General features: G+C 47.6%; 9 protein-coding genes. 4 read left to right on the top strand and 5 right to left on the bottom strand.

The features are described from left to right. Nucleotides 1-131: 131 nt before the first annotated feature. Together QT973_RS02505 and QT973_RS02500 are read right to left on the bottom strand one after the other, a co-directional pair. Complete coding sequence (locus tag QT973_RS02505; RefSeq protein WP_333390507.1) at nucleotides 132-3,788, bottom strand: CHAT domain-containing tetratricopeptide repeat protein; 3,657 nt, start codon at nucleotides 3,786-3,788, stop codon at nucleotides 132-134. Nucleotides 3,789-4,408: 620 nt separating this feature from the next. Next, on the bottom strand, nucleotides 4,409-5,680 hold the full coding sequence (locus tag QT973_RS02500) for an aspartate aminotransferase family protein (protein ID WP_333208840.1): 1,272 nt from the start codon (nucleotides 5,678-5,680) through the stop codon (nucleotides 4,409-4,411). 128 nt (nucleotides 5,681-5,808) lie between these two features. Here QT973_RS02500 and QT973_RS02495 point away from each other — a divergent pair, with 128 nt between their 5' ends. Further along, nucleotides 5,809-7,086, top strand: coding sequence for a ribulose bisphosphate carboxylase small subunit (locus QT973_RS02495; protein WP_333055063.1), 1,278 nt, complete (start codon nucleotides 5,809-5,811; stop codon nucleotides 7,084-7,086). Nucleotides 7,087-7,505: 419 nt separating this feature from the next. On the opposite strand, the gene rbsK is transcribed toward QT973_RS02495, so the two are convergent. Beyond that, nucleotides 7,506-8,426 carry a ribokinase gene (gene rbsK, locus QT973_RS02490; protein ID WP_333208842.1) on the bottom strand — a complete coding sequence of 307 codons (921 nt, stop codon included), beginning with the start codon at nucleotides 8,424-8,426 and terminating at the stop codon, nucleotides 7,506-7,508. 208 nt (nucleotides 8,427-8,634) lie between these two features. Here rbsK and nblR point away from each other — a divergent pair, with 208 nt between their 5' ends. The 3 genes from nblR to QT973_RS02475 all read left to right on the top strand — a co-directional run bounded on the left by nblR (nucleotide 8,635) and on the right by QT973_RS02475 (nucleotide 10,996). After that, a complete protein-coding gene (gene nblR, locus QT973_RS02485) occupies nucleotides 8,635-9,330 on the top strand; it encodes a response regulator transcription factor NblR (protein ID WP_333390505.1) in 696 nt (231 codons plus the stop codon). Between the two features lie 135 nt (nucleotides 9,331-9,465). Then, nucleotides 9,466-9,996: a DUF192 domain-containing protein gene (locus QT973_RS02480; RefSeq protein ID WP_333055066.1), complete on the top strand. Its 531-nt coding sequence runs from the start codon at nucleotides 9,466-9,468 to the stop codon at nucleotides 9,994-9,996. A gap of 784 nt (nucleotides 9,997-10,780) precedes the next feature. Continuing rightward, nucleotides 10,781-10,996, top strand: coding sequence for a DUF2949 domain-containing protein (locus QT973_RS02475; RefSeq protein WP_333069463.1), 216 nt, complete (start codon nucleotides 10,781-10,783; stop codon nucleotides 10,994-10,996). A 55-nt stretch (nucleotides 10,997-11,051) separates the two neighbouring features. Here the strand turns inward: QT973_RS02475 and QT973_RS02470 are convergent, their stop codons facing one another. Beyond that, on the bottom strand, nucleotides 11,052-12,209 hold the full coding sequence (locus QT973_RS02470; protein ID WP_333055068.1) for an alanine--glyoxylate aminotransferase family protein: 1,158 nt from the start codon (nucleotides 12,207-12,209) through the stop codon (nucleotides 11,052-11,054). A gap of 83 nt (nucleotides 12,210-12,292) precedes the next feature. Continuing rightward, on the bottom strand, nucleotides 12,293-12,538 hold the full coding sequence (locus tag QT973_RS02465) for a DUF5340 domain-containing protein (protein WP_333055069.1): 246 nt from the start codon (nucleotides 12,536-12,538) through the stop codon (nucleotides 12,293-12,295). Nucleotides 12,539-12,638: the final 100 nt, after the last annotated feature.

The following is a 12,638-nucleotide window of genomic DNA, read 5'->3' as shown; positions in this document are numbered from 1 at the left end:
TTGCGGGTAGTTTGTTGAATTTGTGCCCGACATTGATAACTTTAAATAAGTTGTTAGTGTCGGGTTTTTAAATGACTAATAACTGTTGACTGTTGACTGTTGACTGATGACTAATCACTAATCACTAATAACTAAACCCCAGCCGCCGTAAAAGCCGCCCAATAATAAGGATTAGCAAAAGGATAGGGTTTGCGGTTGCGAATTTGCTGCAAAGAAGCCTCCGCAATCAGGCGAGAACTTTGAGAAAGCCGATCGAACATTTGCGAAATTTGAGGTTGAAAATCCGCCAACAACACCTCCAATTCCTCGCTAGTCAAATCCCGCAGCCACCTTTGAGCGTCCCCCAGGGCGATCGCCACATCTCCCACCTGCAACCGAGAAAACCGTCCCAGATTTTCATAAAACTTGCTCGTCAGCAGCAGCGTAGAAACATCATTCACCTTCCAAAGACTGCTAACCACACTAGACGTGCCAGCATACAACAAACCCGCCGACAAACCCACAAAATCTCCTCCAGCACCGCTAACTCCGCCAGCGGCAATTTCGCAACCAGATAAAGTAACTAAAAAATATTGTCTAAAATCCAGATTTAAAATTTCCTCCAAACTCAGAGAATCATTCCTCAAAAACACTGCAGATTTCAGTGGCCAAGCCAAATTAAGCAAACTAAAACAAGCAAAATGAGCGCATTTTTTCTGCTGCCAATGCCCTATTTCTTGGGGCAAATCCCCATTATTAGCAGACATTTCTTGGGAAAAAGCCTCTTTAATTGCCGGCTTATGGCGCACAACTTCTGTACTGGCAAAATACTGGGAAATAGTGCCGATTTCAATGTTGCTGTAGAACGCATCTCTGGTGAAAGTTGGAATGGCCAAAAGCTGCTGCAAACGGGGTCTGTACCGACCAATAGCCGCTCCGTGTGCACTTTGTCTCAACAGCAATAGCTGACAGCTAGGAGCATAGCGAATTCCTCCGGGAAATCGATCGAGCAAATAAGTAGCAGGCGCTGCAACGTCGCCAAAAGACGAACTTTGAGAAAAATCCGAAAGGCTGTAGGTTTCCACCTCAACAAAACCGCTGCGATCGCTCCACCCAGACCTAAAAATTCCCCCACCATCCTCAAATCCGTCTCTCCCCGCCAAAGGCAAAGCGTGGAGTGGCAAAGCGTGCAAAAATCGGTGCGGCACAAAAATCAGCCGATCGCAATTATCGGGAATCAGCGCCACCACTCGATCGATTTCCAGCATCGTAGCCAAGCGTTTGAGGCGAGTCTGGAGATGATTGATCCAGCGACCTTTTTGTTCAGAATAAGCGGTGAGGTACTCCTGGCCCCAACTTTCGGCAGCCAAAGCATTTTCCGGCGAACACAGGTGAACGGCGGGATATTGTTCACTCTTTACCACCACAAAAGCAACCAGCAACTCTCCCAAACTCGCCCACACCACAGCAGCGCAATTGTCATCAGGCAACAATTGGCGAATTTGCTCGAAAGCGATCGGTTCAACTTTGTGAGCTAGGCTGAAGAAAGGGTCGTTTGCCTGCACCTCCCGCGCAATCAACCTATCAAACTGCTTCCACAATTGATTTAAGTGCATGAAGTCCAAGTTCGGCATTAGAGAACCGCTGTTCAAACCTTGGCTATCGCCCTCAGAAATCAAAGTCGTGTTCGGCTCAGGTTCTCCCTCTTCTTGGTGCCGCTGTTCCCCTGCTATTTCCAGTTGCAGCGACTCCAACTCGCTTCGCACCGCTGCAGGAATTTCGGCTTTCGGAGTCAAGTGGCATTTAAGCAGCAGTTCTACCAAATTCCGATTTTTGTGGCGTTCGGCGTATTCCAGAGCCTTAGCGTAATATTCAGGTTGGCTGGCGCCTAGTTCCAGGCAAACTTGCACCAGGCATTTATAGAGTCCAGCCCAGGTGCGGGTTAATTTGACTTTTGCGGTACTCGTCCGTGAAGCGTAGCTATCCCGTAGGGAATCGCCAAAATCGACTGTATCAACCCCAACTTCGCAGCGCAAGAATTCAACAGTATCGACAGCAGCAGTAAAAACCCCGTAAGCGCGAAGCAAGTCGCCTCGAACTCGGTAAGCTTGACCCAAATAAAATAAAATTTCAGCCCAGCGGTGGGGATAGGTTTCGCGAGTGTAGACTTGGGTGGCGCTGTGATAGCAGCCGATCGCGCTTTCCATGTGCGACAAGTTTTCCGCCTCCGTCAGTTGCGAATAAGCCCTACCGAGATAAATTTGCAGCATTGCCCAGCGGTTGGGATATGCCTGCCTGGTGTAGACTTCGCCCGCATTTTGATAGCAGGCGATCGCGCTTTTGAGGTTGCGATTTTTTTCCCCTTTCACGTGTTCGCAGAAAGCGCGGCCGAGGTAGGCACACAGCATGGCCCAGCGTTCGGGAGTTTTTTGGCGGTTGCAAAAGAGCAAAGCATTTTGATAGCAGGCGATCGCCATTTCCATATTTTCGGCTTTTTCCCCTTTCACCCGCCGACTGTAGATCCTACCGAGGTAAGTTTGGATCGAAGCCCAGGCTTCGGGAAATTTGATGCGGGTGTAGACTTGTAAAGCATTTTGATAGCAGACGATCGCCATTTCCAGATTTTCCACCGGATCGCCTTTGATGCGATCGACAAACACCCGGCCCAAATTCCTTTGAGTCGTCGCCCACTGCTGCGGAAAAGCTTCCCGAGTCCGCACCTGCAAAGCTCTCTGATAGCACGTAACCGCGTATTCGAGATTTTCAGCTCGGTTGCCCCGCAGCAACTCGCAGTAAGCATTTGCCAAATTATTTTGAGTTGTGGCCCAACGCCGGGGAAACACCTTGCGGTTGTAGACTTGCAAAGCATTTTGGTAGCAAGCGACTGCCAGTTCCAGATTTTGGGCTCGGTTGCCCTGCAGTCGCCGACTGTAAGCACGGCCGAGATTGTTTTGAGTGCTCGCCCACTCTTCCCCAAAAGTTTCGCGGGTGCGAACTTGCAGCGCGTTTTGATAGCAGGCGATCGCGTGTTCTAGATTGTCTGCCGGATCTCCCCTGAGACGCTCGCTGTAAGCGTTGCCCAGATTATTTTGCAGCGTCGCCCACTGTTCCGGGTACTGTTCGGGCGTGCGTACTTGTAGGGCATTTTCAAAGCAAGCGATCGCCTGTTCGATATTTTGAGCCTTATCACCTTTGGGGCGATCGCTATAAGCGTTGCCCAGATTGTTTTGCATCACCGCCCATTCTTGGGGAAAGTCTTTGCGGGTAAACACCTTAGCAACTGTTTCGTAACCTGCAATTTCGATTTCCAAGTTATTAGCCTTGCTGCCGAGGGGAAACCGCCCAATTTTGTTGCTCAGATTGCCGATTAACGCTGCAATGCGCCTTCTCTCGGATTCTTTGGCAGCAGAAAACACCAAATTTGCCCAGCAGCGCAGCAGTTCTGCGAAATTCTGGTCGAGTTTGTCTAAATTGTTTCTCAGCAGCGAGTACAGGTGCTGCGAATCAGCGCCGCGCGCCACTGCTTGCAATACTTCTGCTAAAAAAGCCAGATATGCTGCCCCGGTTGCGGGCAATTTATAATTCCCTTTTGCAGATTCTAAGGGTGCGATCGCCCTTTGGAAAAATTTTGCAGCTTTCAGCAAGCTTTCTCGCGTCAGCGCCACTTCTTCCACATAAAGCGTTTGCACGAACCCAAAGTCGATCGATTTTGAGTCAGTCCTCAAAATCAAATCTATTCCTAAGTCCACAGGATTTTCCAGCAGCGCTTGGAGCATATTAACATCAGTTTTGCGACGCTGTTCATCCATCGTGCATTCCGCCGAATTATTAACGATAGGATCGCTGCTTCTGTGCAGCAATTAAATCACTTCCTGGTTTAAATTTCAATCTCTAACCGGAGGTACGAGTCGCCCAGGGGATTAAACCAACCTGATTTTTCCACCATACACATTGCCACAACGTATTTGCTTAAAAAAACAGGCTTCGGCACAAGTCTTAAACTTAACAAACCCGCCCCGACAGACGTGCAGCGGGGCGGGTTTAATTTTACCCTGATAGATTTTAGACTAAGAAAGCCGATTTCTGGGAAACTATTGGGTGTGATAACGAGAAATCTGGTAAAGAAACCGGCTTTCTGAGGAATAGTGGGTCTAGATATGGCAATCGCCATTGGTATCAAATTAAGCCTGAAACCCCTGATAAATGTCGCTTTTAGGCAAAGTCTAGATCCCCCTAAATCCCCCTTAAGAAGGGGGACGAAAGAGAATACTCCTGTCCCACCCCCTACTCCCTTTATTAAGGCAGGCGCCAGGGTGATCTGGCCTTAATAGTCAAACATCAGTCTATAAATGGGTTTGAGGTTAAGTTGACACCAATGGGCAATCGTTAGTTACAGCGCTACAGCTAACACAAATCAACTCCGTAGATTTTACTGTACCGCTTGAGAGCGCAAGGCTGACTCCACGGCCTGCAGAGCTCGATCGACTTCAGCAGCAGTGACAATCAGCGGCGGGACAAATCTCAGCACTTTCGGCCCTGCTGGAACCAACAAAACTCCTGCGGCGATGGCAGATTTGACAATATCAGCGGATGTAAGTTCGATGTCAGCTTGCAATTCCATCCCGACAATCAAACCCCAGCCCCGCACCTCGGCAATTAAATGCGGATATTCAGCCGCCAACTTGTTGAGCCCTGCTTTCAACTGTTCCCCGCGCTGCTGCACGTTTTCTAGAAGGTTTTCCCGTTCCAAAGTTTGGCAAACGCACAAAGCTACAGCGCAAGCAAAAGGATTGCCGCCGAAAGTGCTGGCGTGACTTCCCGGTTCAAATACATCGCAGGCAGATTTGCACAGCATAGCGCCGATCGGGATACCGCCGCCCAATCCTTTGGCAGATGTAAAGATATCCGGTTCAATGCCGAGGTTTTCGTAGCCCCAGTATTTGCCACTGCGTCCCATCCCGACTTGCACTTCGTCGAGAATCAGCAAAATGCCTTTTTCGTCGCAAATTTCCCGAATTCGCTGGAAGTAGGCGATATCTCCGGGGCGAACTCCGCCTTCGCCTTGCAGCGCTTCCAACATAATTGCAGCTACTTGGCGTTCGTCTTTGTCGAGTTGCTCGATCGCACTTTCGATCGCACTAATATCGTTGTAGGGCACATAGTGAAATCCCGGCACCAAGGGGCTAAAACCCTTCTGGTATTTAGGCTGTCCCGTGGCCGTAATTGTCGCCAAAGTCCGCCCGTGGAAACTCGCAACGGCGGTAATGATTGTCGGATTCGAGATATTTAATTTTTCGTGGGCGTATTTGCGGGCGAGTTTAATTGCCGCTTCATTAGCTTCCGCGCCGGAGTTGCAAAAGAAGGCTCTGTCCGCGCAAGAATGGTCTACAAGCCACTTCGCCAGCTCGCCCTGTACGGGGATGTAATAAAGGTTAGAAACGTGGTGCAGGGTCTGAATTTGCTGAGTTACCGCTGCAATCATTGCCGGGTGGGCGTGTCCCAGAGTGCAGGTAGCAATACCAGCCACAAAATCGAGATATTCGCGGCCCTCGGTATCCCAAACGCGGCAGCCGAGGCCCCGTTCTAGGGCGATCGCAAAACGCCCGTAAGTTGTCATTACATAGCTGTCGAAGCTCTCAGAACTGAAGAGACTGGCTTCGGCTTGCACGCTTGGTTCTTTTAATAAGGTTTCTGGACTCACGAATCGCTCCTTAACACATAATATGTAGACCTCGATTGTACGGTAAAAATCCAGGTTAGCGGTGCAGGCTGTTAGTTTTGTCATAAAATCATAACAGTAACCTCAATTAATCCATTACAAATCTACTGATGAGTTATTACATTTCTCCTAACTTTCTCGATAAAGTTGCGGTGCACGTCACTAAGAACTTTTTAAATTTGCCCGGGGTAAGAGTTCCCCTAATTTTGGGAATTCATGGCCGCAAAGGAGAAGGCAAAACTTTTCAAACCGAACTGGTTTTTCGGCGGATGGGCTTTGAACCGGTGATGATATCTGGTGGGGAATTAGAAAGCCCGGATGCAGGAGATCCGGCGCGTTTAATTCGCTTGCGCTACCGGGAAGCTGCGGAGCAAATTCGCGTGCGCGGCGAGATGTGCGCCATCTTTATTAACGATTTGGATGCTGGTGCGGGCAGGTTCGATACTACTACTCAATATACTGTCAATACTCAGATGGTCAATGCGACTCTGATGAATATTGCTGATAATCCAACTAACGTGCAGTTACCGGGAAGTTATGACAGTACGCCGCTGCACCGAGTGCCGATTATTGTCACTGGAAATGATTTTTCTACGCTTTACGCGCCGCTGATTCGCGACGGGCGGATGGAAAAGTTTTATTGGGAACCCAGCCGGGATGATAAAATTGGCATTGTTGGGGGAATTTTTGAGTCGGACAAATTGTCAAAAACCGATATTGTGGCGTTAGTCGATAATTTTGCCGATCAGGCGATCGACTTTTTTAGTGCTTTGCGATCGCGCATTTACGACGAACAAATCCGCGAATTCATTCACAAAGTAGGAATCGAGCGAGTTTCCAAGCGTTTGGTAAACACTTTGGAAGCAGCGCCAGATTTCCATAACCCGAATTTCAGCCTCGCTCATTTATTAGAAATGGGTAGTTTGATGGTGGGTCAACAAAAGCGGATTAAGGAAATGCGCTTAGTAGATGAATACAACCAATCGCGCCTTTTCAACGTTCAAGGAACCCCCAATGCCCCTGCTGCTGCGCCCACGCAAAGTGAATTAAACGACCCGTCATCCAAATATTATAAGGCTTACGTTGAGCCAAGTTCTGAAGCGGGTAACGGTCATGGGGCGCGGCTGAGTTCCGAGGTATTGGAACAAGTAAAGCAGTTGTTAGCAAGAGGCTGCAAAATTGGCATGGAATATGCAGATAATCGCCGATTTAAAACTGGTTCTTGGCAAAGTTGCGCGACGATTAAAACTGCACAGGAAAAAGATGTGGTTGCATCTTTAGAAACTTGTTTGGCGGAACACGGCGGCGAATACGTGCGGCTGATTGGTATCGATCCAAAAGTCAAGCGGCGCGTAGTTGAAACAATTATTCAGCGCCCGAATGGTTAAAGTTAAAGTCCGCCAGGGAATGAATTCCCTGTCTAATAGCTAAAGTCCTCGCTATGAGGACTAATGAGTTTAAAAATTTTTATTCTCATATCATGTCCGGTTGGATTGGAATGATTAAACCGCAGAGTACGCAGAGAACGCAGAGGAAGAGAACAGAGAGATGAATACAGGACGATGCTAACGGATTTGATATCAGTCCTCTTGAGAGGACTTTAGCTTTGAGGCAGGGGTTTCAACCCCTGTCGGACTGTCGGACTATCGGTTTAATGTTAAGTTGATACCAATGAAGACAGTTGTGTCCCTACAGGCAATATCTTCTTTATCTCGCCCTAAACTACAGGACAGACAGAGATTATGCAAACCAGCGGCGAATTAGCTTTACAAGTTAAAGTAGGGTGCGCCTTCGGCACCTGACAAATTCAAATTAAATTCTGCAAAAATTTATCAAAAGTTGCCCGATCGCACATAGCAACTTGAGCACCCACTTTAGTTGTGCACAGAGCCCCCGCTGCTGCGCCCCACCGCACCGCCTCTGACAAGGAAAGACTGGCATCTAATGCAGAGGCCAAACCGCCGTTAAAAGCATCGCCAGCAGCCACAGTGTCGATCGCCTCCACAGCAAAAGCCGGTACAAAAAAGGTTTCATCCGCCGTAACAGCAACAGCCCCGCGATCGCCCAATTTGACAATAACATTCTTGACCCCACGCTCCTGCAAGTGTTTGGCAGCTACAATCGCTGTTTCGGTGTCATTCACCCGAAAACCGACTAACTGGCCCGCTTCCACTTCATTCGGCGTGATAATGTCAATTAGCGGATAAAGTTCCAGTGGCAAATCCGCCCTAGCCGGTGCTGGATCGAGAATAACTCGCACGCCCGCTTGACGAGCAGCTTTCGCAGCTTTTTGGACAACTTCCAGGGGAATTTCTAACTGTAACAGCAAAGATGTAGCTCCTGTTAACAGTTTTTTGAGACGTTCTATATCTGCTTCACCGACATTGTTATTCGCGCCCGGAATCACAATAATATTATTTTGACCTGTCTCGTCTACGGCGATAATTGCCACCCCTGAATGAGTGTTTTGGTCTATTAATACATTGTCTGTACTTAAACCATAAGATTGTAAATTTGTCAATAATTCTTCAGCAAATTTATCGTTGCCGACGCGGCCGATGATGTGGGTGGAAGTGCCGAGACGGGCGGCCGCTACGGCTTGATTTGCTCCTTTGCCGCCGCCGGCTGTGAAAAAATTGCTACCGATGATAGTTTCCCCTGGCTGCGGCAACCGGGGAGTTTTTGCTGCTAGGTCGATGTTGATACTGCCGAATACGATGATGGTCATAGGGCATGGGGCAAACAGGGCATCGGGAATTGTAACTAACAAATCACAGGACTTACCCAAAGAAACCGGGTTTCTCTGAAAAATCTTTGCTTTCTCAACTAGAGATATACGAAGAAACCCGGTTTCTGGCCTCGACGTGCGTCCAAAACTAAAATAACCAATAACAAATAACGTGCTAGAACAGTTATGGTCTCCATCGGTCAATTCAATGGCTGCAATTACTCTCGATCGCAATCCCTGTGTCCTGCTAGTTGAAACAGACGAAGTTCTCGCCGGACACTTGAGTCTCGACTTAAAATCCTCCGGCTACGAAGCGGTAGTGGCTTCTAATACCGCCACAGGCCAACATTTAGCTCATGAATTGCAGCCAGCTTTGATTGTAATCGATCGCATACTTGGCGCTGAGTCGGGGCTGTCACTGTGTTCTCACCTCAGAAGTATTGGCAATCGGGTGCCGGTGCTGCTATTGGTCGGTCGTGATACAGTTGACGATCGCGTAGCTTGTCTGGAAGCTGGGGCGGATGATTATTTTCTTAAACCTTACCGCACTGAGGAATTTTTGCAGTTGGTGCGCTTGTATTTGCAGCCGGATAACACCAGCAACGAACAATTGAGGTTTGGCGATTTAGTTTTGGATTTGGCCTCTAGGCGGGCATTACGCAATGGACGGGCGATCGACCTGACGATGAAGGAATATGAGCTGCTAAAGTATTTGATGGAACATCCCCGCGAGGTTCTGACTCGGGAACAAATTCTGGAAAATGTTTGGGGTTACGACTTTTTGGGTGAGTCGAATGTAATTGAGGTTTACATCCGCTATCTGCGGCTCAAGATTGAAGATGAGGGCGAAAAGCGTTTGATTCAGACGGTGCGCGGTGTTGGCTATGTGATGCGGGAAGCTTGAAGAAGTCATTAGTCATCAGTCATTTGTCATTTGTCATTAGTCAGTGGTCATTAGTCATTAGTCAACAATGCCCATGCCCCATGCCCTATGCCCCATGCCCCATCTAAAATCTAAAATCTAAAATCTAAAATAATTATGAGTTATTTAACTAATTTGCTCGGTATTGGAGTAAGTATATTTTTGCTGGGATGTTCGCCGACTTTACCGATCGCGAATGCTGGTGCTACTGGTATTTTGGCGGCTGAGTCTCCTACGGCGATAACATCGGGTCAAGTGCTGCCTGTTTCTGCTAGAGCTCGGATAGGCGATCGCCCAATCGAACTCGAAGTGGCGAAAACACCGGAACAGCAGGCTATGGGTTTAATGTACAGAACTTCTTTGCCGGATGACAGAGGAATGCTGTTTGAGTTTAAACCGGCGCGACGGGTCAATTTTTGGATGAAAAATTGCAAGATTTCTCTGGATATGATTTTTGTCCGGGATGGGGTGGTTGAGGCGATCGAAGTTTCTGCACCTCCTTGTACTGCCGATCCTTGTCCTACCTACGGGCCCAATACTGCTGTCGATCGAGTTATTGAACTCCGGGGCGGGCGGGCTGCTGAACTCGGTGTCAAAAAGGGCGATCGTATTGAAATCGAGTTTTTTAACGAAAACCTCGATCGATAAACAATCCCCCGGTTTCCATCGCCCAGAGATCCCCCTGCCTTGGGAATACCGGAGAAAATTTAGAAACTTTACAAAAATTGATAAAATCTATTAGAATATTAATGTAAGATTCAGTACAAACACCGGAAGATTTGCTACGATGTCGATCTCAGTCAGTCAGGACTTGAGCTTGTTTCCGGAAGCTGTAGATGGTTGGTCGCAGGTATGAGACGAGTCAGCGACTCGTTACCAATCCTGAGAGACGATACTCAGCCTCAAGGTGTAGCAACACGAAAAGAAATTCTCTGGAAGTTCTGGCGATCGAGCTAAATCTACTAAACCTATCTAAAGTAATATGCTACGAGCCAAGTTAATTGGCGGTAATTGGCAAACTTAACTTCTGGTAGCAGTTTTGGGTTTGATCGAAATATCTAACTAATTTTGCCGAAGTAGATTTGCGGATTCTGCATTTCGGCAGATGAAGTTAAACTCTGAACTTGGTTTAGTAGTTTTAGGTAGCAGAATTTATTCTGATTCGCGCTGCAGAGATGCCGAGGTATTCAGTTTAGGTTCGATCGCGATTACCAGTCGATCGGGCAGACATCAGCAAAATTGCAAAACCTTTCACTTTTTGGGAAAGGTTAGCTTTACAGTATCACTCAGCATTACGTTTGGCAGTTCAACCGCTAATAGCGTTTTAAAAGCTATCCACGGTAACAAGACAAATTTAAAACTGGCTTATTACTCATCACAAACATCAGGTTCACATCAGAAAATGGTGTCCTATACTTAGAGGTGAAATCACATGGCACCCGCTAAATACACTCGATTGATTCGATTTTTACAAGAAGATTTGGCAATTTCGCCCGCGTCAATTGCTGTCGCCGAACGTCGTGGCGGTGACAAACAGCGCCAGCGTGATAAAGACCCGAATTCCTTGCCGATGGTTCTGTGGCAATACGGTTTAGTCACTCTCGAACAGTTGGATAAAATCTTTGATTGGTTATCCGAAGCATATTAAAAGGATTTTAGATTTTAGAGATAATCCAAAATCTAAAATCCTTTAACAACTGAGATTAGGATTCAGCCAAGAATTTGGCAGCCGCGGCAACGCCGGCCCCCGGAGTGTAGCCTTCATGACCCAATTCGCTCAGCACAACTTCTAAAGAGGAAATTGCTGCTAGAATATCGCGATCGCACACAAAGCCCAAATGACCGATTCGGAAGATTTTACCTTTCAAATGGTCTTGTCCGTCGGCGAGAGCAATGTCAAATCTCTTTCTCATCAAAGTCCGCACTTTTTGAGCATCTACGGATTCTGGCGGCATCACCGAAGTAATCGCAGGGCTGGCGGCATCGTCAGCAGCAAACAACGGCAAACCTAAAGCTTTTACAGCAGCGCGAGTAGTTGTCATCAACCGTTTGTGTCGCGCGAAAACATTTTCCAACCCTTCTGTTTTCATCATCTGCAGCGATGCTTGCAGGGCAAAAAACATATTGACAGGAGGAGTAAAAGGAGTGGTATTTTTGGCTGCGTCTTTGCTATATTTGCCCAAATCCAAATAATAGCGGGGCAGTTTCGCAGTTTTGTAAGCTTCCCAAGCTTTGGGACTGACGGCCACAAAACCCAAACCTGGAGGAATCATGTAAGCTTTCTGAGAACCCGAAGCAATGACATCGATGCCCCAAGCGTCCATCGGAATATTGACAGCGCCTAAGCTAGTGACAGCATCGACCATAATTAAAGCTTCACCGTGGGCCTTAACGTGGCGGTTGATGGTTTCGAGGTCGTTGAGGACGCCGGTGGAGGTTTCCGAGTGGGTGATGATGACAGCTTTGATTTGCTTCTCTGTATCTGCTTCTAGTTTTTCGCGGAAGTTTTCGGGGTCTAAAGGTTGGCCCCACTCGGCTTTAATAATTTCGGCGTTTAAACCGTAAGCTTCGGCGACTTCAGCCCAACGTTCGCCAAATTTGCCGTTGCATCCGACTAAAACTCGATCGCCCGCACTCAAGAAATTAATTATCCCAGCTTCCATCGCGCCGGTACCAGAAACCGTTAAACTCAGCACGTCACTTTTAGTTTGGTGCAGCCATTTCAAGTTTTCGGTACATTCTGCAAAAATCGCGTCAAATTCCTTGCTGCGGTGGCCCATCGGGTGTTTTGCCATCGCTAACAATGCCGCTTCAGGCACCGGCGTCGGGCCCGGAATCATCAGCATTAATTTGTTGTCCATGATATTGTCCTAAGTTTTTCTGTGGGAGTTCTATAGAATAAATCAAATACGATACGTCACGTCGCGTCGATACTCTAAGTTTTTTAACTTTTAACTCCCTTGTGGTTAATTTCATTTAGAGCCCAGCGATGTTCTACCGCTAAGTTCGATCGCTCGCAGCTTTGTTCTAATTGCTTTTGAATGGCAAGGGCTTTACGCAATGTAATAATAAGTTGGTGAACTTGTTGCTGCTGCGGCGATTGTGGACTGACAGCAAACATCGTTTTGCGCTCTAACAATTGAAGTAGCAATTCATAATGAATGTACGAAGGAAGGGGGATTGGCTCCATGAAAGCTAACATACCTCAGCGAACCGATACCCCATTGCAATTGCATGAGGCATCACGGTGAACATTAGATGCCCGATTTTTTATTTGTTTTCTAACCGTC

The sequence above is a fragment of the Microcoleus sp. Z1_A1 genome (assembly GCF_036700305.1).
GTDB lineage: Bacteria > Cyanobacteriota > Cyanobacteriia > Cyanobacteriales > Microcoleaceae > Microcoleus.
This window is presented reverse-complemented; position numbering and strand designations above follow the sequence as displayed.